At 71.5% G+C, this 19,784-nt stretch carries 21 protein-coding genes and 7 tRNA genes; 17 read left to right on the forward strand and 11 right to left on the reverse strand.

Annotation, left to right across the window (positions count from 1 at the left end; all coding sequences use genetic code 11):
- The first annotated feature begins 51 nt into the window (after positions 1–51).
- A complete protein-coding gene (locus OG210_RS27330) occupies positions 52–948 on the forward strand; it encodes an RNA methyltransferase (protein WP_328324781.1) in 897 nt (298 codons plus the stop codon).
- 125 nt (positions 949–1,073) lie between these two features.
- On the opposite strand, the gene OG210_RS27335 is transcribed toward OG210_RS27330, so the two are convergent.
- Complete coding sequence (locus OG210_RS27335) at positions 1,074–2,294, reverse strand: protein kinase (RefSeq protein ID WP_371540504.1); 1,221 nt, start codon at positions 2,292–2,294, stop codon at positions 1,074–1,076.
- Positions 2,295–2,942: 648 nt separating this feature from the next.
- On the opposite strand from OG210_RS27335, the gene OG210_RS27340 reads away from it, so the two are divergent.
- The 3 genes from OG210_RS27340 (at position 2,943) to OG210_RS27350 (ending at position 4,667) form a co-directional block, all read left to right on the forward strand.
- Positions 2,943–3,149, forward strand: coding sequence for a hypothetical protein (locus tag OG210_RS27340; RefSeq protein WP_328324779.1), 207 nt, complete (start codon positions 2,943–2,945; stop codon positions 3,147–3,149).
- A gap of 211 nt (positions 3,150–3,360) precedes the next feature.
- The gene (locus tag OG210_RS27345; protein ID WP_371539127.1) at positions 3,361–4,335 is read left to right on the forward strand and encodes a phosphotransferase family protein; all 975 of its coding nucleotides are present in this window, start codon (positions 3,361–3,363) and stop codon (positions 4,333–4,335) included.
- Positions 4,336–4,373: 38 nt separating this feature from the next.
- Positions 4,374–4,667, forward strand: a complete 294-nt coding sequence (locus tag OG210_RS27350; protein WP_328324777.1) for a zf-TFIIB domain-containing protein — start codon at positions 4,374–4,376, stop codon at positions 4,665–4,667.
- 71 nt (positions 4,668–4,738) lie between these two features.
- Here the strand turns inward: OG210_RS27350 and OG210_RS27355 are convergent.
- From OG210_RS27355 to OG210_RS27375, 5 genes are all read right to left on the reverse strand, one after another.
- Positions 4,739–4,810: transfer RNA gene (locus tag OG210_RS27355), tRNA-Val, on the reverse strand.
- 60 nt (positions 4,811–4,870) lie between these two features.
- A tRNA-Val gene (locus tag OG210_RS27360) sits at positions 4,871–4,942 on the reverse strand.
- Between the two features lie 32 nt (positions 4,943–4,974).
- A tRNA-Val gene (locus tag OG210_RS27365) sits at positions 4,975–5,046 on the reverse strand.
- A gap of 1 nt (position 5,047) precedes the next feature.
- Positions 5,048–5,121, reverse strand: a tRNA-Cys gene (locus tag OG210_RS27370).
- 37 nt (positions 5,122–5,158) lie between these two features.
- A tRNA-Gly gene (locus tag OG210_RS27375) sits at positions 5,159–5,231 on the reverse strand.
- Positions 5,232–5,377: 146 nt separating this feature from the next.
- Between OG210_RS27375 and OG210_RS27380 the strand changes: the two genes are divergently transcribed.
- The 3 genes from OG210_RS27380 (at position 5,378) to OG210_RS27390 (ending at position 8,177) form a co-directional block, all read left to right on the forward strand.
- Positions 5,378–6,442, forward strand: a complete 1,065-nt coding sequence (locus OG210_RS27380) for a chorismate-binding protein (protein ID WP_328324775.1) — start codon at positions 5,378–5,380, stop codon at positions 6,440–6,442.
- Positions 6,439–7,260 carry an aminodeoxychorismate lyase gene (locus tag OG210_RS27385; protein WP_328324773.1) on the forward strand — a complete coding sequence of 274 codons (822 nt, stop codon included), beginning with the start codon at positions 6,439–6,441 and terminating at the stop codon, positions 7,258–7,260. Before OG210_RS27380 ends, OG210_RS27385 begins: the two co-directional genes overlap by 4 nt.
- A gap of 77 nt (positions 7,261–7,337) precedes the next feature.
- Entirely contained in the window at positions 7,338–8,177 is an 840-nt protein-coding gene (locus OG210_RS27390; protein WP_328324771.1) for a GNAT family N-acetyltransferase, read from the forward strand.
- A 171-nt stretch (positions 8,178–8,348) separates the two neighbouring features.
- Here OG210_RS27390 and OG210_RS27395 read toward each other — a convergent pair whose 3' ends face one another.
- Entirely contained in the window at positions 8,349–8,864 is a 516-nt protein-coding gene (locus OG210_RS27395; RefSeq protein ID WP_328324769.1) for a DsbA family protein, read from the reverse strand.
- 154 nt (positions 8,865–9,018) lie between these two features.
- Here OG210_RS27395 and OG210_RS27400 point away from each other — a divergent pair, with 154 nt between their 5' ends.
- The 3 genes from OG210_RS27400 to OG210_RS27410 all read left to right on the forward strand — a co-directional run bounded on the left by OG210_RS27400 (position 9,019) and on the right by OG210_RS27410 (position 10,971).
- On the forward strand, positions 9,019–9,507 hold the full coding sequence (locus tag OG210_RS27400; protein ID WP_328324767.1) for a hypothetical protein: 489 nt from the start codon (positions 9,019–9,021) through the stop codon (positions 9,505–9,507).
- 176 nt (positions 9,508–9,683) lie between these two features.
- Complete coding sequence (locus OG210_RS27405) at positions 9,684–10,697, forward strand: LacI family DNA-binding transcriptional regulator (RefSeq protein ID WP_328324765.1); 1,014 nt, start codon at positions 9,684–9,686, stop codon at positions 10,695–10,697.
- A gap of 115 nt (positions 10,698–10,812) precedes the next feature.
- On the forward strand, positions 10,813–10,971 hold the full coding sequence (locus OG210_RS27410; RefSeq protein ID WP_328324763.1) for a hypothetical protein: 159 nt from the start codon (positions 10,813–10,815) through the stop codon (positions 10,969–10,971).
- A 9-nt stretch (positions 10,972–10,980) separates the two neighbouring features.
- Here the strand turns inward: OG210_RS27410 and OG210_RS27415 are convergent, their stop codons facing one another.
- On the reverse strand, positions 10,981–11,538 hold the full coding sequence (locus OG210_RS27415) for a CGNR zinc finger domain-containing protein (RefSeq protein ID WP_328324761.1): 558 nt from the start codon (positions 11,536–11,538) through the stop codon (positions 10,981–10,983).
- 194 nt (positions 11,539–11,732) lie between these two features.
- Positions 11,733–12,146, reverse strand: coding sequence for an SsgA family sporulation/cell division regulator (locus OG210_RS27420; protein ID WP_003959770.1), 414 nt, complete (start codon positions 12,144–12,146; stop codon positions 11,733–11,735).
- A 211-nt stretch (positions 12,147–12,357) separates the two neighbouring features.
- Here OG210_RS27420 and OG210_RS27425 point away from each other — a divergent pair, with 211 nt between their 5' ends.
- The 3 genes from OG210_RS27425 to OG210_RS27435 all read left to right on the forward strand — a co-directional run bounded on the left by OG210_RS27425 (position 12,358) and on the right by OG210_RS27435 (position 13,320).
- A complete protein-coding gene (locus OG210_RS27425; protein WP_328324759.1) occupies positions 12,358–12,822 on the forward strand; it encodes a TIGR02611 family protein in 465 nt (154 codons plus the stop codon).
- A gap of 72 nt (positions 12,823–12,894) precedes the next feature.
- Positions 12,895–12,966, forward strand: a tRNA-Val gene (locus OG210_RS27430).
- A 282-nt stretch (positions 12,967–13,248) separates the two neighbouring features.
- Positions 13,249–13,320, forward strand: a tRNA-Val gene (locus tag OG210_RS27435).
- Between the two features lie 83 nt (positions 13,321–13,403).
- Here the strand turns inward: OG210_RS27435 and OG210_RS27440 are convergent.
- Complete coding sequence (locus OG210_RS27440; RefSeq protein ID WP_328324757.1) at positions 13,404–14,129, reverse strand: 3'-5' exonuclease; 726 nt, start codon at positions 14,127–14,129, stop codon at positions 13,404–13,406.
- Between the two features lie 182 nt (positions 14,130–14,311).
- On the opposite strand from OG210_RS27440, the gene OG210_RS27445 reads away from it, so the two are divergent.
- The 3 genes from OG210_RS27445 (at position 14,312) to thrS (ending at position 18,454) form a co-directional block, all read left to right on the forward strand.
- Entirely contained in the window at positions 14,312–14,878 is a 567-nt protein-coding gene (locus OG210_RS27445) for a DUF4365 domain-containing protein (protein WP_327298636.1), read from the forward strand.
- Entirely contained in the window at positions 14,878–16,137 is a 1,260-nt protein-coding gene (locus tag OG210_RS27450) for a hypothetical protein (protein WP_328324755.1), read from the forward strand. The genes OG210_RS27445 and OG210_RS27450 overlap by 1 nt, the downstream gene beginning before the upstream one ends.
- Before the next feature lie 340 nt (positions 16,138–16,477).
- On the forward strand, positions 16,478–18,454 hold the full coding sequence (thrS, locus tag OG210_RS27455) for a threonine--tRNA ligase (RefSeq protein WP_328324753.1): 1,977 nt from the start codon (positions 16,478–16,480) through the stop codon (positions 18,452–18,454).
- A gap of 29 nt (positions 18,455–18,483) precedes the next feature.
- Here thrS and OG210_RS27460 read toward each other — a convergent pair whose 3' ends face one another.
- On the reverse strand, positions 18,484–19,149 hold the full coding sequence (locus tag OG210_RS27460; RefSeq protein WP_328324751.1) for a potassium channel family protein: 666 nt from the start codon (positions 19,147–19,149) through the stop codon (positions 18,484–18,486).
- Positions 19,150–19,216: 67 nt separating this feature from the next.
- Between OG210_RS27460 and OG210_RS27465 the strand changes: the two genes are divergently transcribed.
- Complete coding sequence (locus OG210_RS27465; protein ID WP_328324749.1) at positions 19,217–19,774, forward strand: HIT domain-containing protein; 558 nt, start codon at positions 19,217–19,219, stop codon at positions 19,772–19,774.
- Positions 19,775–19,784: the final 10 nt, after the last annotated feature.

The raw sequence follows: 19,784 nt of genomic DNA on the forward strand, positions 1-19,784 counted from the left end.
TTTCCGTGCCCAGCCGTTGGCACCTCATCCAGGACAAGGCAGTATCACCCTGTGGCTGATCTCATCACCGTCGATGACCCCGAAGACCCGCGTCTGCGTGACTACACGGGCCTGACCGATGTCGAGCTCCGGCGCAAGCGCGAACCCGCCGAGGGCCTCTTCATCGCCGAGGGTGAGAAGGTCATCCGCCGGGCCAGGCTCGCCGGGTACGAGATGCGGTCGATGCTCCTGTCGGCCAAGTGGGTCGACGTCATGCGCGATGTCATCGACGAGGTCCCGGCCCCGGTGTACGCCGTCAGCCCCGAGCTCGCCGAACAGGTGACCGGCTACCACGTGCACCGCGGCGCCCTCGCCTCGATGCAGCGCAAACCGCTCCCGGACTCCGGCGAACTTCTCGCCAGGGTCGGCGGAACCGTCGTCATGGAGTCGGCCGGGGGCCACACCGGTGTCGGTGCGGCGTTGCCTTCGGATCTGCGGGACCCTGCGGCCCGGCGCGTCGCCGTGTTCGAGGACATCGTCGATCACGCCAACCTGGGGGCTGCCTTCAGGAACGCCGCCGCCCTCGGCGTCGACGCGGTCTTCCTCACGCCGGGCTGTGCCGACCCTCTCTACCGGAGGTCGGTGAAGGTCTCGATGGGCGGCGTCTTCCAGGTGCCGTGGACTCGTTTCGAGTCCTGGCCCGGGGGCGTCGAGGCCCTGCGCTCCGAGGGGTTCACGGTCGCCGCGCTGTGCCTGAGTGAGCGGGCGATCACCCTCGACGAACTCGCCGCGCGGAACGACCAGAACCTTGCCCTGGTCTTCGGCACGGAAGGCGTCGGCCTCACTCCCAGGACACTCGCCGCTGTCGACGAGCACGTCCGCATCCCGATGGACGCCGGTGTCGACTCCCTCAACGTGGCCGCGGCCTCGGCTGTCGCCTTCTACGCCACCCGGCCGCGAGGCGCCTGAACCCGGCGTACCGGCCGTGTGAGGTGGACGGCCCTTGACCGTACCGTTCGCCGCGTACGCCGCCGCGGGCTCTCGTCGCCGCCGACCGGTGGGTACGGATCCCGCCGGGCCCACCGTGCCCCGGCTCAGAACTGCTGCGCCGCCGCGATCCCGAGCAGGACGATCAGCGTCACCACGACGAAGACGATCAGACGCTGCCGCATCATCCGCGGGCTCGGTCCGGTCCTGCGGCCGGCCGCAGTCGGACGTCCGGTGCCCGATCTGGCCCCCGGCCGGCTGTTCGTACGGCCCCCCGAGCGTGTGGTGTTGCGCGGCGGCCCCGGCCGGGCACCGCTGTGCGGCGGCCCCTGCCGGGCACCGCTGTGCGGAGCCGACGGGCGCGGCGCCTGCGGCCTGGGCGTCTGGGCGCCCTCCGCGCGGCGTGGCGGGGCGTGCTGCTCGGTCTGGGGTGCGGCGAGCCGTCCCGTCGGCCGGTCCACCTCCTGCTCGCGGCGCTGCGCGGGGGTGCGCCCCTCGGAGAGCCCCTGAGCCTCCCGGGCGGCGATCTCCTTGAGCCGCATGGAGAGTTGGAGGGTGGAGGGACGGTCCTCGGGGTCCTTGGCCAGGCAGGCCCGCACCAGCGGCGCCAGGGCGTCGTGCACGTCGTACAGATGCGGCTCCTCGTGCACCACCCGGTAGAGCATCACCTCGGAACTGCCGTGCCCGAAAGGCGAGTCGGCCGTCGCGGCGTACGCGAGCGTGGCGCCCAGCGCGAAGACGTCCGTCGCCGGGGTGACCGCGGCGCCGCGCACCTGCTCGGGCGCGAGGAAGCCCGGCGAACCGACCGCCGTACCGACATGGGTGAGGGTGCTCGCTCCGGTCGCCCACGCGATACCGAAGTCGATGATCCGGGGGCCCTTCGGCGAGAGCAGGATGTTCGACGGCTTCAGGTCGCGGTGGACGACACCCGCCTCGTGGACCGCCACCAGACCCTCGGAGAGCGCGGCCCCGATGGACGCCACCTCGGCTGCCGACAGCGGTCCTTCATCGGCCACCTTGTCGTGCAGGGAGGGGCCGGGTACGTACTGCGTCGCGAACCACGGCCGGTCCGCCTCCAGGTCGGCGGCGACCAGCCGGGCCGTGCACCCGCCCCTGATCCGCCGTGCGGCCGACACCTCACGGGCGAACCGCGACCGGAACTCCTGGTCCTCGGCCAGATCCGGCCGGATCACCTTGAGCGCCACCCGCTGCCCGCGCCGGTCGGAGCCGAGGTAGACGACGCCCATGCCGCCCGCACCCAGCCGCCGGTGAAGCCTGAACGAGCCGACGACACGCGGATCCTCGCGCCGGAGCCGCATCATCGTCATGTCCATCCCCGCTGCCCGGTCCGTCTGACGAGGCACAGCTTACGTACCCGCGGGCCGGTGTGCTCATAGGCCGCGCCCTCTCGCTCGTATCGATTGCCCGGCCCGGCCGGTCGTGGTGAAGCCCGGTCAGCTCGGGGCGTATCCGGCCGCCTTGGCGCGGGCCGCGTCTCAAAGATCCCTCACAGGACGGAGATTGAGCCCTTCCCGGCAGCCGTCCGGTACGGGGCACGGGTACGGCGGGCACCGTCCGTACCCGTGCCGCGGCGCCCGCCGGGGGAGGTCCGCGGGTGGTGGCAGCGGACCGCGGAGGGCCCGGGACGTGAGTGAAGTCACCGGCCGCGGGTCGTCCGGAGCCGCAGGCTGAGCGCCCCCGCCGGTTCGCCGGGCGGGGTGCGGCTGCCGTTCCGCGGTGGGTCCGGGCGGCCTCTCCCCTCGGGGAAGACCCGCAGGCGTACTCCCGGGTTCTCCACCCAGGGGAGTAGACCGGCACGCGGAGGCTCATCCTCCTGGAGGCCCGGTATTCGGTACGCGGGCATGACGACCTGGACCCGCTCCGCCCCTAGATTTGAGGTCAAGCGGCGGGTGCAGCACTCGTCCCCCGAGGTCAGTACTCGCCGCTTGCCGAACCGACAGGAGAGGGACGGGTCCATGGCCGGCACCGCAGCGCGGACGATGCTCCGCACGCAGGGACGCAGGGCGCACACCGCGCTCGGCGTCCGCAGCTCCGGTACCCGCCACCCGCTGGTGGCGACCGCCATGGTCCTTCCCCTCGCCGCACTGCTGATGTTCGTCTTCGGAGGCTGGCAGGCAGTGGTCACACAGGCGTCGTCCGTGGGCGTGATGCTGGGGCGCTGAGCGGCGCCCCGGGTCCGGGAGAGCGGTCCGGGCCAGGGACATCCGGCCAACAACCCCGTGGGGACGGGGGTGCGGCGGACGGCAGCGTTTGTCCGGTCAGCTGGGGAGCTGGCCGGACATCGCGCTGTCCGGGGCCTTACCGGTCGTCCCCGCACACCCCGGAGCGCCGCGTAGGCTCCCGGCGCACACCGACCCACCGACGGGGGAGACCGTGATCCCGACCGCCCGGATACGCGCGCTCGGCGCCGCCGCCGCACGCGCCGCCCACCCCCGCGGTGCCGGACACCCGCCGCACGCGCCCTGCCCCGACTGCGGCCGCGAGGCCACCGTCCTCACCGACCGCCCGGACGGCGCCGTCGTCCGGCACGGCACCGCCGTGGCCAAGGCGCACGCCACGGACACGGATCCGGCCGCCCTCGCGGTACGGGTGGCTGTCGCCGCACACCCCCTCCTGGCCGGCATCCTGCTGCCGCCGCTCACCGGCCCGGCGTGGGGCGCGGCCGGAGCCGTCACCGTGTGGCCCCGCGGCACCCCCGTCGACCCCGGGGCCCCCGGCGCGGCGCCCTGGGAAGAGGCCGCCGCCCTGCTCGCCCGGCTGCACTCGGTACCGCCCGCGGCCCTGCCCGCTCCGCTGCCCCCGATGCGGGGCCCGGCCAAGGCGGCCCGCGCTCTGGCCCGGATGCGGGACGCGCGCCCGGGGCCTGCGGCCGGGACCGTGCTGAGCGCCTGGCACGGTCTGCCCGCCTGGGCACGTGACGAGGAGCCCGCGCCCCGCGACTCGTTCCTCTGCCACGGCGATCTGCACCTCGGACAGCTCGTCCGGCACCCGGCGGACCGTGGCCCGTGGCAGCTGATCGACGTGGACGACCTCGGCCGGGGCGACCCCGCCTGGGACCTGGCCCGCCCCGCGGCCTGGTACGCGGCCGGGCTGCTGGCGCCCGACGCATGGGCGCGGTTTCTCGCCGCGTACCGGGCGGCGGGCGGCCCCGCCGTGTGCCAGGACGGCGACCCCTGGCCCGAACTGGACGTACCCGCAAGGGCGCTGACCGTTCAGACCGCCGCTCTCGCCCTGGCCAAGTCGGCGGCAGCGAACAGACCGCTCGACGAGGCCGAGCGGATGATGCTCGATTCATGCGCCCGAATCGCAGGTGTCCCGGCGGAGTTGGCGCCCGGAGCGGCATCGTAGGCTGAGCCGTCCTGATCCAACGGCGAGGAGTTGAACCGGTGCAGTGTCCCAAGTGCCATGCCCCGATGCACACGTACAACCGCAATGGCGTCCAGATCGAGCAGTGCAGCGGGTGCCGGGGGATATTCCTCGACTACGGGGAGCTGGAATCGCTGACCCGTCTTGAATCCCAGTGGGGCCAGCAGCCGCCGCCGCAGGCCTATCCGGCCCCGCCGCAGGCGCCGGTCTGGGGCGCCCCGCAGCAGCACGGCGGCCACTACGGCGGTGGCCACCATGACAGCCATCACGGCCACCACAACAGGGGCTTCGGGCACATGCTCTTCTCCTCCTGACCGCGGAGGGCGGGAGCCGGCCCAACAGAAGAACCCCCGGCCGTGGAAACGGCCGGGGGTTCCTGTTCCGGTGCGCGATACTGGGATTGAACCAGTGACCTCTTCCGTGTCAGGGAAGCGCTCTCCCGCTGAGCTAATCGCGCGGGACTTTCCGATGGTGCTCGTACCGCGAACAATCACGGGTACGTTCGGACATTACTGCGTGCGCGATACTGGGATTGAACCAGTGACCTCTTCCGTGTCAGGGAAGCGCTCTCCCGCTGAGCTAATCGCGCGGGACGGAAACCCGGCCGAAGCAAGGATCCAGTGGACGATACTGGGATTGAACCAGTGACCTCTTCCGTGTCAGGGAAGCGCTCTCCCGCTGAGCTAATCGTCCTTGGAGGTGGAGACGGGATTTGAACCCGTGTAGACGGCTTTGCAGGCCGTTGCCTCGCCTCTCGGCCACTCCACCAGGAGTACGGGGGTCGGGAAGATCCCCCGGTCCTGCGAGCGGACGACCAGGTTCGAACTGGCGACCTCAACCTTGGCAAGGTTGCGCTCTACCAACTGAGCTACGTCCGCTTGTCATTCCCGCGGCGCTTGCGCGCCCCGGCGACATGTTGAACTCTAGCGGATTCCCGGGCCAGCACAAAAACGCGTTTCCGCAGCGTGCTGCGGTGCGTTCGTGCCGGAGCGGCTTTGCGGCGGCCCGTCCTAGACTCGCCGGTGTGGACCGCCTCCCTCCCCTTGCCCGCTTCGGCGGCCGCGTCGCCTGTGACCTGCGCGATGTCACCAGCGACCCCGCCGCCCTGGACTCCACCGGCTTCTGGGCGGTGGCCGCGGATTTCGAGGGCGGGCTGGTCTGCGCCCGCTTCGGGGACGTACGTACGGAGCCGGTGCCCGCGGCCGTGCCCGGCCGGTGGCAGGGGCCGGCGGCCGGTGACTGGACGTCCTCGCTCGACCACGACGCGTACACGGCGGGGGTCCGCCACATCCGTACGCAGATCGCCGCGGGCGAGGTGTACCAGGCCAATCTCTGCCGGGTGCTCACCGCGCCGCTGCCCGGTCCTGACACCGCCGACATCGACGCCCTGACCGCTCTGCTCGCCCGGGGCAATCCGGCGCCGTACGCCGGGACGATCAGGCTGCCCGCGCACGGGGTGGAGATCGCGACCGCGTCCCCCGAGCTGTATCTGCGCCGCTCGGGACGGACCGTCGAGTCGGGCCCGATCAAGGGGACCGGGCGCACCGCCGCCGACCTCCTGGAGAAGGACCACGCGGAGAACGTGATGATCGTGGACCTCGTACGCAACGATCTCGGCCAGGTCTGCGCCACCGGCACGGTCGAAGTGCCGCGGCTCTGCGCGGTCGAGCAGCACCCCGGTCTCGTCCATCTCGTCTCCACGGTCCGCGGGGAACTGGCCGGGGGGACCGGCTGGAGCCGCCTGCTGGCGGGCACCTTCCCGCCGGGATCGGTGACCGGGGCGCCCAAGTCGAGCGCGCTGCGCATCATCGAGGCGCTGGAGACCGCGCCGCGCGGGCCGTACTGCGGAGGCATCGGCTGGGTCGACGCCGACCGCGGCACGGCCGAGCTGGCTGTCGGCATCCGGACGTTCTGGATCGACCGCACCGGCGACGGCAGCGGCGGGCCGGTGCTGCGCTTCGGCACCGGCGCCGGGATCACCTGGGGCTCCGACCCGGAACGCGAGTGGGACGAGACGGAGCTCAAGGCAGGCCGCCTGCTCGCGATAGCGTCCGGGACGAACGAGACGATCGGAAGGACCACTCCATGAAGATCTGGGTCAACGGCGGGCTGCGGGATGCGGACGCCGCCCTGGTCTCTGTCCTCGACCACGGGCTGACCGTGGGCGACGGCATCTTCGAGACGGTGAAGGCGACCGGGGGACGCCCGTTCGCGCTCACCCGTCACCTGGACCGGCTGACCCGCTCGGCCCGCGGACTCGGCCTGCCCGATCCCGATCCGGACGAGGTGCGCCGCGCCTGTGCGGCCGTGCTCGACGCCAACCCGGTGCCGCTGGGCCGCCTGCGGATCACGTACACCGGCGGGCTCTCCCCGCTCGGCTCCGACCGCGGCGACGCGGGCCCGACCCTGGTCGTCGCACTCGGCGGTACGAAGCGCCGCCCCGACACCACCGCCGCGATCACCGTCCCCTGGGCACGCAACGAACGCAGCGCGGTGGCCGGGCTGAAGACCACCTCGTACGCGGAGAACGTCGTCGCGCTCGCGCGCGCCCATGAACAGGGCGCCACCGAGGCGCTGTTCGCGAACACCACAGGCGCGCTGTGCGAGGGGACCGGCTCCAATGTCTTCGTCGTGGTCGACGGCGAACTGCACACCCCGCCGCTCTCCTCCGGCTGTCTGGCAGGCATCACCCGTGCGCTGGCGGTCGAGTGGACCGGAGCCCGGGAGAGCGAGCTGCCGCTGGACGTCCTGGAACGGGCCGACGAGATCTTCCTGACCTCGACGCTCCGCGATGTGCAGGCCGTCCACCGGATCGACGGACGCCAACTGGCCGACGCACCGGGCCCGGTGACCTCGAAGGCCATGCGGATCTGGGACGAGCGCGCGGCGGAGCGGCTGGATCCCTGAGCCGTACGCCGGGCCGTGCATCCCCGGCATCCCCGAACTCGGATGACGCGGGGCCGCAGGACGGGTACAACTCCCTGATGACCACCACCCTGCGGCCGACCGGGCCGCTTCAGCAGGGCGCCGACGGCGCCAAGGCACGCTCCTACGAGGTCTGCGTGAACAGCCGCCCGGTGGGCGCCGTCGACCTCCGTACGGACCCCGCGTTCGGGCCCGCCGGCGGTGTGATCGGCGGGCTGCGGATCGACGAGCCCGACCGGGGGCGCGGCCGGGGCACCGTGGCCGCGCTCGCCGCCGAGGAGGTGCTGCGCGGCTGGGGGTGCGACCGGGTGCGGATCGGCGTACCGGCCGGTGCCGCGGCAGCGCTGCGGATGGCCGATGCGCTCGGCTACACCCTGCTCAACAGCCACCTGCTGAAGGAACTGCCGGAGCAGCCGCCGGAACTGCCCTCCGGGGTGGAGGGCCGCCGGATGCGCGAGGACGAGTTCCCGGCCTGGCTGGCCAGGGCCGTCGACGGCTACGCCCGGTCCTGGGCCGAGCGTGGAATGCCGGAGGACCGGGCCCGCGCCAAGTCCGAGGCCGACCACCGGGAGAACCTTCCCGACGGCCTGACGACCCCCGGCACCGCCATCGACGTCCTGGTCGAGGGCGGTGGGGTGGTCGGGTACGTCTGGATCGCCGAGAGGGAACTGGATCCCGGCCGGCGCGGCGCCTTCGTCTTCGACGTGGAGGTGGCCGAGGAGTACCGCGGGCGGGGCCACGGCCGTTCGCTGATGCTGCTCGCCGAGCGCGAGGCGCTGGCGGCCGGGGACCGGCTGATCAAGCTGAGCGTGTTCGCGGCCAACACCCCGGCGGTCCGGCTCTACGCGTCACTCGGCTACCAGGAGGTCGACCGCTTCTACGCCAAGCGGCTGCTCTGAGCCTTTGGGGCTTCCCGTGACGGCTGCTTTTCGTGACGGTGGCTTTCTGTGACGGTGGCCTTCTGTGACGGTGGCTTTCCGTGATGACGGCTTTCCGCGATGACGCATTTTCCGGCCGCGGAGGCCGCGGAGGCCTCAGGCGCCGGAGGGAGCAGCGGCTCGGCGGTCCCTTCAGGCTTCGGCGGCGAGCAGCCGGTCGGCGATCTCCTCGATCCGCTCCCGCAGACCTTCCTGGCTCTTGCCGCCGTCCAGCCGTTCGCCGCCGATGACATAGGTCGGAGTGCCGGTGACACCGATCGCCTTGCCCTCGGCCTGGTCGGCGTCGACGGTCAGCATGTGCCGGCCGTCGATCAGTACGGTGTCGAACTCATCGGTGTCCAGGCCGAGTTCACCGGCGGTCTCCAGCAGGACCGGCTCGCCCCGGGAGGTCAGCTCCGCGGTGCGGGCGAGCACGGCCTCCGTGTACGGCCAGCCCTGCCCCTGCTCGAAGGCCTCCTCCGCCGCCTGGGCCGCCGCGTAGGCGTGCCGGTGCTTCTCCAGCGGGAAGTGGCGCAGTCGCAGGTCGAGACGGTCGCCGTAGCGGGCGCGCAGCGCGCGTACGTCGTCCAGGGCGCTGTGGCAGTCGGGGCACTGGAGCTCGCACCAGACGTCCAGGACGACGCGGCGGGAGGCGGAGGAGTCACTCATGGCGCCAGTCTCCCAGCCGTACGCGGTACGGCCCAACCGGGACCTGAGGAGGATCCGCCCCCGAGATGTCCCTGAAGTCGCACCGGGACGTGGCCCGCGCACCCCACTCCGGTGCAGGATGGAGGGAAGCGAACCCATGGCTGGAGGAGACCGGATGATTGCCGAGACCGTCTGTTCCGCGGTGTCCGCGGCAGGGCTGGGCATCGCCGCGATCACGGCGTACCGCAAGCGATTCCTGGCGGCGACCCGCATTTTCGCGTACTCGCTCGTCCCGGTGGGACTGGTGCTGACGGGGGTCGTCGGCTGGGTGGCCGACATCGCGTTCAAGCCGTCGGTCTGGCTCGGCTTCGCGATGCTCGCGGTCGCCTGGCTGCTGTTCATGACCACCAGGGCTGTCGAGCGCCGCTCCGGCGGCACCCGCAAGGAACGCAGGGCCGCTGCCAGGGCGGCCGAGCAGGACGCGGTCGCCCCCGCGGCCCCGGCGCCCTCGTTGCCGGGCCGTACCGGAGCGCAGCCGCAGGCCGCCGCGCGGCCCGAGCCGCAGGCCAAGGGGGCCGCGTCCAAGGCCCCGGCGCCCAAGACCGCCGCACCCACCGAGGACTTCTCCGACATCGAGGAGATCCTCAAGAAGCACGGCATCTGACCGCAGGGCCACGGCATCCGACCACGGCCGGGTGCGGGACGGGCCCGCCGGGCCCGGGGATACGCCCGTCTCGCCCGGGCGGGGGCGCGACCGTACGATGAGCGCACTCCGTGCGGGCGGCCGGAGATCACCCGGGGACGGCCCGGACACAGCCAGGTACAGCAGGCGGGACAGACGTGGCAGGCATCAAGGACGTGGCCAGACGTGCGGGCGTCTCGGTCGGCACCGTGTCCAACGTCATCAACCGGCCGGCCTCCGTCTCGTCGGAGACCCGTGCCCGTGTGCAGGCCGCCATCGCTGAACTCGGCTATGTACGGAGCGAGTCGGCCAGGCAGCTGAGGGCGGGCAGCAGCCGGATCGTGGCGCTGCTCGTGCTCGACATGGGCAATCCCTTCTTCGTGGACATCGCCCGCGGGGCGGAACGGGCCGCCCGCAGTGCCGGGCTCGGGGTCATGGTCTGCAACAGCGACCAGAGCGCGGCGGAGGAAGCCGCCTACCTCTCGCTCTTCGCCGAGCAGCGGGTGCTGGGTGTACTGGTCACCCCGGCCGACCCCACCGGGAAGAGCCTGGAGGACTTCGGCCGGCACGGCATCCCCTCGGTCCTGGTCGACCGGGTGGCGTCCGGCGCCGACTCCTGCGCGGTCTCGGTCGACGATGTCCACGGCGGCACCCTGGCCGTACGCCATCTCGTCGCCGCGGGGCACCGGTCGATCGCCTTCGTCACCGGGCCGCCGGAACTGCGCCAGATCCAGGACCGCAGGAAGGGCGCGCTGGCCGCGCTCCACGAGGCGGGGCTCCCGCCCGAGGCCCTGGTGGAGATCTCCACGGGCCGGCTCGACGTGGCGGCGGGCCGGGACGCCGGTGCCCGGCTGGTCGGTCTTGGGCCGCGGCCGACCGCCGTCTTCTGCGTGAACGACCTGCTGGCGCTCGGCGTGCTCCAGTCGCTGTATGCCGCGGGCGTCAAGGTGCCGCAGGACATGGCCATCGTCGGCTATGACGACATCGAGTTCGCGGCGGCGGCCGCCGTACCGCTGACGTCGGTACGCCAGCCCGCGGTGCTGATGGGGCGGATGGCGGCCGAACTCCTCCTGGAGGAGGCCGGGTACGCGGGCGACGGCGAGCATCTGCACCGCGGTGTCATGCTCCAGCCCGAGCTCGTCGTCCGGGCGTCCAGCATTCTGCCGCACTGACGTCCGGCCGGGGCACGGACGGCCGGGCGGACTGTCACGGGATTCAGCGAACTGGCCAGCGACAGATGCGTGTTGACCGGCGAAAACGGCTCCGCTGCGTCATCATCGGCCCGAGATGCCGGATACCTTCCGGGACGATGTCGCCGTCCCTACCCCTGCCCCCGAGCCGCGTGGCTGCCTCTTCGCGCTCTCCCAGCCGCCCCTGATGATCTTCCTCGGGGTGATCTGCTGTCTGCTGCTCATGGCGGCCGTGCACGATCTGTTCCTGCTGTGAGGGCGGACGTCAGCCCGCGGCCGCCTTCCGTCTGGCGCGGTAGGCGGCGACATGCAGGCGGTTGCCGCAGGTGCGGCTGTCGCAATACCGGCGGGAGCGGTTGCGCGAGAGATCGACGAAGGCGTGTCCGCAGTCCGGTGCCTCGCAGCGGCGCAGCCGCTCGTGCTCGCCCGCCACGACGATGAAGGCGAGCGCCATCCCGCCGTCGGCCGCGAGGTGGTCGGCGACCGAGGCGCCGGGCGCGAAGTAGTGCACATGCCACTCGTAACCGTCGTGGTCGGTGAGTTGCGGAGTCGTGCCCGCGGACGCGACGAGCCGGTTGACGAGCGCTGCCGCTTCGTGGGGACCCGGTGCGGCGAACACCTCGGCGAACTGCCGGCGCACCCCGGTCACGGCCTGCCGGTCGTCCTCGCCGAGATGCCCCACGCCGCTCACGTCGTAGTCGCGCACGAAGGCGTACAGCCCCTCGATGTCGGCGAGCGGGTCGGTGTCCGCACCCTCCGGCGTGGTGTTCACCAGACCGACCACCATGTTGAGGGCGATCCGGGTGTCGTGGGGGATCAGCACGATGCACTCCCTGGCCTGCGACGGGCCGGCGCCCGCCGATGCTGGCCGACTCTAGCCGCTCCCGTCCCGGACGCACCGGGGCGCCGTCCCCGCGGTGGATTCCGCGGGGACGGCGCCCGGCTTCTGGCGTATGTCATTGTCTGCGCGGTGCCGTCGCCCCGAGTCGGACGGCGCCGGGCCTCTCGCGGCCTGGCTCAGCTTTCGGCCAGAATGTGCGAGAGCTCGGTGTCGAGGTCGAAGTGACGGTGTTCCGTACCGGGTGGCACGGCGGCGTCGGTCCGCTTGAGGAACGACTCCAGAGCCCTCGCAGGGGCTTCGAGCAGCGCTTCTCCTTCCGGGGAGCTCAGGGCGATACAGACCACGCCCTGGCCGTGACTGCGCGACGGCCAGACTCGGACGTCGCCGGTGCCGGTGGGCCTGTGCAGACCCTCTGCGAGGAGATCGCGGGCGAATACCCACTCCACGGTCTCCTCGGCTCCGGTGTGGAAGGTGGCATGCACGGCATAAGGATCGGCCGTGTCATACCGCAGGCCCGCGGGTACAGGCAGTGATGACTCGCTCGACACAACGAGGCGCAGGTGCAGCTCGCAGCTGACCGTGGTGTTCATAAGCGCCAGGGCCTTTCGCTCAGTGTGCGCTCGGGGATTCGCACGTCGGCGAAATCGACATGCCACCTACGGTGCCGTTGTAAACCCCTCTGACCGATTTGTGGCTCTTAAGGTCGCCTGTACGGCGGAGTGTGGGTTTGTACGGTTACGGCAAATGGGTGACGCCCCGCGCGACGGCTCCGGCGCCGGCCGGTCCCGTAGGTTGGAGTGCATGAATGCGGAGAGTGACGGGCGGGGTGGAGTCGCCGCGGCGGACTCCGCGGGAGACGGAACGGGCGTGAGCGGCGCAGGGGCGCCCTCGGAGCGCGTGCGCGGGTCCCGGGCCCCCGCCTTCGTCGGGAAGTCCAGGGCGCTGCGTCTGGGCTGGCAGGCGGGCGTCTTCCTGGTGGGCCTCGCCGTGGTGGCCGCGGGTGTCGTCATGCTGCCGCTGCCGGGTCCCGGCTGGCTGGTGATCTTCGGGGGCATGGCGGTCTGGGCGACCGAGTTCGTCTGGGCGCAGCTGGTGCTCCGCTGGACCAGGCGGAAGGTGGCCGGGGCGGCGCGCAAGGCGCTCGACCCCCGGGTCCGGCGCCGGAACCTGATCCTGCTCACGGCCGGTCTGGTGATCGTCGCCGTACTGCTCGCGATCTACGTCGGGCAGTACGGGGCCGTGATGCCGTGGAAGATCCGCGAGTGACCGAAGATCCACGAGTGGTTCCGGGGTGGTCCGGAACGGCCCGGGCCATGCGGTAATGTTTTCCCTGCGCCTGGGCGATTAGCTCAGTGGGAGAGCGCTTCGTTCACACCGAAGAGGTCACTGGTTCGAACCCAGTATCGCCCACCGTCCGGTTCCGATGGCCCGGAGGCTTTTCCAGCCTCCGGGCCATCGGCGTTCCCCGGTGACGCCAAGCCGTCGACGGCTGATCCTTTCCCTTGGCGCCCTTCCCGGCTGTCTTCCTTAAAACGATTCATCCCCGGACGGGGACGAATCGTGATCCTCCGCGGTCCACGGCGGCCGGTGCCGCGCCGAGCCCGTGCGGGGTGCTGCTCCGGGGCGGTGGCCGTACCCGCCGTAAGAGTTTGAACCAGGACCGGCGGGCCCTGTATGGTTCAGTCCGTTCCCGGGCGATTAGCTCAGTGGGAGAGCGCTTCGTTCACACCGAAGAGGTCACTGGTTCGAACCCAGTATCGCCCACCGGGTCAGGCCGGTCCGTCACCGCGGACCGGCCTTTCTGTTTGCCGCACATGCCGTGTGCCGGTTGTCTTCTGTGCCGACGGTCAGGCCACGGCGGACAGTTCGGGCCGCAGCGGCCACGACGGATCCACGGCCTCCGGTGTGCCCTGCCGGGCGAACCATGCCTGCAGTCCGCGCGCCTGCGCCGCATGCCAGGTCGTCTGCAGCGTGTGCAGCTCACCGGGCGTCAGGCGCTCGAGCCGTCCCGCGAACCGGCGCCCTATCGCCCGTACGAGCTCCAGTGAGGCCAGTGCGTCCGCGGCCGCGTCATGGGCGCCGTCCAGCCGAACCTCGTACTGCTCGCAGAGATCCGTCAGGGTGCGGTGGCCCTTGCGGTACCGGTCCAGGTGTTTGTCCAGGACGCGCGGGTCCAGCACCCGCAGCGGCGACTCCCCGAGGTACTGGCCGAGCGACGAGGCGCGGTGGCGCTTCAACTCCCGGTCGAGCAGGGTCAGATCGAAGGGTGCGTTCATGACCACCAGCGGCCGGCCCGCCGCGCACTGCTCGGCCAGCGCCCTGGCTATCTCCGCCACCACGGGCGACGGCCAGCGGCCGTTGCGCTGCAGATGGAGATCGGTCAGACCATGGATCTCGGTGGCGCCCGCGGGCACCGGGATGCCCGGATTCACCAGCCAGCGGGTGGTGCGCGGCCGCCCTCCCGCGGCGTCCTGCACGACCAGTGCGGCGGACACGATGCGGTCGTCCTCGACGTCCACGCCCGTCGTCTCGGTGTCAAAAGCTGCCAGGGGTCCTTCGAACCAGCACGGCATGTCCCAACTCCTCGCACTCACTTGGCAGATGGCGTGCGACATCCGCCCGATTCGGTGATACCCGGCTGTTTGCGACATACGCCGACCGGAGACAACACAGGTGACGGGCGAGGACATTGACGGCCCGTCGCCGGAAATGGACCGGCCCGGTATCGGCACAGTCCGGAAGGCACACCACAGCCATGGCGCTCACGCAGCCCGAACGGGGCCCCCTGGTGCCCGAGCGGCTCGCGCTGCTGCGCGGTTCGCTCGCCACCACCGCCTGTATGGAGACCTTTCAGGTGGGATATCTGCACGCGGTCGCGGCCGCTTCGGGATGTTCGCTGTCCCAGCCCTTCCCGGACAACGGGATCGACTGGCATGTGAGCCACGGAGCTCCGGACCACACCGTGGACGACGAAGTGACGATCAAGGTGCAGCTGAAATGCACCTACCAGATCGCCCCGGACCCGCCAGGCGCGGCCTTCTCCTTCACGCTCGACAACGCCCATCTCGTGAAGCTCGCCCGTACACCGGTCTCGGTGCACAAGATCCTCGTCGTGATGCTGGTGCCGCGGACCCGGGACGACTGGCTGCGGGCCGGTCACGACCGGCTCGATCTGCGGCACTGCTGTTACTGGACCAACCTGGCAGGCCACCCGGTGACGGGCCGGCACAGGACCACCGTGCGGATCCCGACCTCGCGGATATTCGACGACCGAGCACTCTGCGAGATCATGACCCGTGTCGGGGCCGGAGGGAGACCTTGATGCAGCACCGCCCGCTCGACGAACCCGTACGTCCCCACCCGGTCGAAGGACCGGGGGTCCGGGACGGCGGCGAGGGCCCCGACCCCGCGCGGGTCGACCCCGCGGTACTCGGCGCGCTGCTCGGCCGGCACGGCTGGCTCCGCCGCGGCGGAGCCGCCGGCCGCTATGCCCGCTGGACGCCCCCGGGCCCCGTCGGCCGGGGTACGAGCGTCCTCGTCCCCGAGAGCCGCTCCTTCCCCGACAGCGACGACCTGCTGGCCGAGGCGCTCACCGCGCTCACCCGCTGCGCCGCGCCGTCGGCCCGTGAGGTGCTGGTCGCGCTGGCCGTGCCGAGCGACGAGATCCGCTGGTCACGGGAGACCGCCGACGACCTCTCCGGGGTGGCCCCCTGGACCGTCCAGGAGCAACTGCGGTCGGCCGCACGCCAGATGCTCACCGCGGGCGCGCTGGCGGCGGCCCGCAGCGCCGGGTATCACGGCGCCCGCCACCGCAGGCAGGCCGGTGCCGCGCTGGACGGCGTGCTGGCCGGGCCGGCACCGGACGGGCGCGGGCTCACCGCCTTCGTCCCCGTGGAGCCTGGCCGGCCCGCCGTGGTCCGGCTGCACCACGCGCTCCACGCCGCCAGGGAGGCGGTGGACTACCAGCGGGCGACCGGCGGGATGGACGCGTTCGACGCCGCCGTCCGCGCCGGGGTGAGCCGCGAGCTGACCGAGGCGGTTGTCGCGCTCGTACGGGGCACCGAAGGGGTGTCGGTCGCGCTGGCCTGGGCGCCCGCGGCCGGGGTGCCCGAGGGGTGCGCGGCCAGGCCGGAACCGGTCGGGTTCTCGCCGGGCGACCTTCCCGCGCTGCGGGCGGCCGGCGCACGCTATCTGCGCTCGGAGCCCTCCCTGCCGGTCCGCGTCACGGGCGCGGTCGTACGGATGCGCCGCTCGGCGCCGGGCGGCCCCGGCACGGTGCGGCTGCGGGTGCTGGCCGGCGCCGAGGTCCCGTACGTCCGGATGGTGCTCGACGAGGAGGCGTACCGGATCGCGGGCCACGCGCATCTGGTCGGGCTGCCGGTCAGGGTGCAGGGCAGGCTGGAGAGCCGCAGCGGCTTCCGCCGGCTGACCGGCGCCGAAGGCGTGGTCCCCGTCCAGGTGGACGAGGCGGAGCGGGACCGGCTGATGAAGGCGCTCCAGGAGAACCTCGACTTCTTCGAGGAGGCCTGCGCGGGGGAGCGGACACCCGGTGCGGAGGGGACCGGGAGGGGGGACGCTTAGGGGCTTTCGTTTGGATCAGGCCGGGTCAGGGAGCGGGTCTGGTGCACTGCGTTCGCTTCGCTCACTTCGTCTCGGCTCTTTGATTGCCCTTTGGATGCCGAGCGCAGCTGCAAGGCGGAGGATTGAGGCGATTGGGGCCTCCCCTGTTCGAGCGAAGCCGAGAACTTGGGGAAGGAGCCATGGTGATTGACGACAACGCCGCAGATGCGCGTGCCAGACCCCGCGAGCCCGGCATGATCCAAACGAGAGGCCCTAACCGTTTCGCAAACCATGCCCCGGGCTCGGTACGATTCAGGCGCGCCGGGATCCGTCGGCGCACCCCCTGAGTCAGGAGAGACCGGTGTCAGACGTCCGTGTGGTCATCCATCGCGATTCCGAGCGGGAAGAGCGCGTGGTGACGACGGGCACTACGGCAGCCGAGCTCTTCCCCGGCGAGCGCACCGTCGTCGCGGCCCGGGTGGCCGGTGAGCTGAAGGACCTGGCCTACGCACTGGCCGACGGCGACGAGGTCGAGCCCGTCCTGATCTCCTCCGACGACGGCCTCGACATCCTGCGCCACTCCACCGCGCATGTGATGGCACAGGCCGTGCAGGAGCTCTTCCCCGACTCGAAGCTCGGCATCGGCCCGCCGGTCAAGGACGGCTTCTACTACGACTTCGACGTCGAGCGGCCGTTCACCCCCGAGGATCTCAAGGCCATCGAGAAGAAGATGCAGGAGATCCAGAAGCGCGGGCAGCGCTTCTCGCGGCGTGTGGTGACCGACGAGGACGCCCGCGCCGAGCTGGCATCCGAGCCGTACAAGCTGGAGCTCATCGGGATCAAGGGCTCCGCTTCGGCGGACGACGGGGCGGACGTGGAGGTGGGCGGCGGCGAGCTGACCATCTACGACAACCTCGACCCGAAGACCGGCGAGCTCTGCTGGAAGGACCTCTGCCGCGGTCCGCACCTGCCCACCACCCGGTTCATCCCCGCCTTCAAGCTGATGCGGAACGCCGCCGCGTACTGGCGCGGCAGCGAGAAGAACCCGATGCTGCAGCGCATCTACGGCACCGCCTGGCCCACCAAGGACGAGCTCAAGGCGCACCTGGAGTTCCTGGAGGAGGCCGCCAAGCGCGACCACCGCAAGCTCGGCAACGAGCTGGACCTCTTCTCGTTCCCGGACGAGATCGGCCCCGGCCTCGCGGTCTTCCACCCCAAGGGCGGCATCATCCGGCGCGCCATGGAGGACTACTCGCGCAAGCGGCACGAGGAGGAGGGCTACGAGTTCGTCTACTCGCCGCACGCCACCAAGGGCAAGCTCTTCGAGAAGTCCGGCCACCTGGACTGGTATGCGGACGGCATGTACCCGCCCATGCAGCTCGACGACGGGGTGGACTACTACCTCAAGCCGATGAACTGCCCGATGCACAACCTGATCTTCGATGCGCGCGGCCGCTCCTACCGTGAACTGCCGCTGCGCCTCTTCGAGTTCGGCACGGTGTACCGGTACGAGAAGTCGGGTGTCGTGCACGGTCTGACCCGCTCGCGCGGCTTCACCCAGGACGACGCGCACATCTACTGCACCAAGGAGCAGATGGCGGACGAGCTGGACACGACGCTCACCTTCGTCCTGAACCTGCTGCGCGACTACGGTCTGACCGACTTCTACCTGGAGCTGTCCACCAAGGACCCGGAGAAGTTCGTCGGCTCGGACGATGCCTGGGAAGAGGCCACCGAGACGCTCCGCCAGGTTGCCGAGAAGCAGGGCCTGCCGCTGGTCCCGGACCCGGGCGGCGCCGCGTTCTACGGGCCGAAGATCTCCGTCCAGTGCAAGGACGCCATCGGGCGCACCTGGCAGATGTCGACCGTCCAGCTCGACTTCAACCTGCCGGAGCGCTTCGACCTGGAGTACACGGGACCCGACGGCACCAAGCAGCGCCCGGTCATGATCCACCGCGCCCTGTTCGGTTCCATCGAGCGCTTCTTCGCGGTGCTCCTGGAGCACTACGCGGGTGCGTTCCCGGTCTGGCTGGCGCCCGTCCAGGCGGTCGGTATCCCGATCGGCGACGCGCACATCCCGTACCTCCAGGAGTTCGCCGCCACGGCACGCAAGCAGGGGCTGCGGGTCGAGGTGGACGCGTCGTCGGACCGGATGCAGAAGAAGATCCGCAACCAGCAGCGCGCCAAGGTGCCCTTCATGATCATCGCGGGCGACGAGGACATGGCCAACGGCGCCGTCTCCTTCCGGTACCGCGACGGATCGCAGGAGAACGGCATCCCGGTGGACGACGCCATCGCCAAGATCGCGCAGGCCGTCGCGGACCGCGTACAGGTCTGATCCACCCGGCTGTTGAGGCCCCCGGAGAGTCAGCTCTCCGGGGGCTTCTCGTCGCTGTCCCGCCGGAAGGTCTGCAGCAGCCAGGACGAGAAGGAGCCCGTCACGGCGCCCAGCAGGGCGATGCCGCACGCCATCATGGCCACCGCGATCAGCCGCCCGAGCAGCGTCACGGGGACCACGTCGCCGTAGCCGACCGTCGACAGCGTGGCTGCGGCCCACCACAGGGCGTCCCCGAAGGTCCGGATCGTGGCGCGGGGCGCGGCGCGCTCGGCGCTGTAGACGGCGAGCGACCCGGCGAACGCGAGCAGCAGGGCCGAGACCCCCGCATACGCGATCACCCGGCCGTGCAGACCCAGCCGGGGCTGCGCCCTCTTCTGCTGTACGACGTTGTAGAGCTGCACCATGCGCAGCAGCCGCAGCAGCGGCAGGACCACCACGACGGTGTCCATCCGGTGCGTACGCGGGAAGCGCATCCCCTGGCCGCTCAGGACGAGCCGCACCGCGTAGTCCAGGATGAAGACCAGCCAGACCGCGAGGGACAGTGCGAGCGCGACGTCCCGCAGCAGGGGATCGGGGCCCTGCGCCAGTACATGGACCGCGTAGCAGGCGAGGAAAATCAGCGCGGCCGCGAAGAGCGGCACCTCCGTGCGCTCCTCCCAGCGGCGCAGCCGCTCGTCGGGGTTCAGGGCGTCCATCGGCCCAGCATCGCCGCGACGGGCACCGCCCGCGCCCCGGCGACACGTCGCGAACGGGGGAAGTCATATGCTGCACAGCATGACGAGTGAGCCGGAGCAGCAGATCGGAGTGGGGACGCAGGACGCGTTCCAGCGCCTGTGGACCCCCCACCGGATGGCGTACATCCAGGGGGAGAACAAGCCGAGCGGACCGGGCTCGGAGGACGACTGTCCGTTCTGCTCGATCCCGTCGAAGTCCGACGAGGACGGCCTTGTCGTGGCGCGCGGCCGGCATGTGTACGCGGTGCTCAACCTCTACCCGTACAACGGCGGACACCTCATGGTCGTGCCGTTCCGCCATGTCGCCGACTACACGGAGCTGGACGCGGCCGAGACCGCCGAGCTGGCCGAGCTGACCAAGCGGGCGATGACGGCACTGCGGACGGCTTCCGGTGCGCACGGCTTCAACATCGGCATGAACCAGGGGGCGTCGGCGGGGGCGGGCATCGCCGCGCATCTGCACCAGCACGTGGTGCCGCGCTGGGGCGGTGACACCAACTTCATGCCGGTCGTCGGGCACACCAAGGTGCTGCCGCAGCTGCTGGCCGACACCCGCGCGATGCTGGCCGGGGCCTGGCCGGCCTGAGCGCCGGCCG

Source organism: Streptomyces sp. NBC_00466 (assembly GCF_041433995.1).
Lineage (GTDB): Bacteria > Actinomycetota > Actinomycetes > Streptomycetales > Streptomycetaceae > Streptomyces.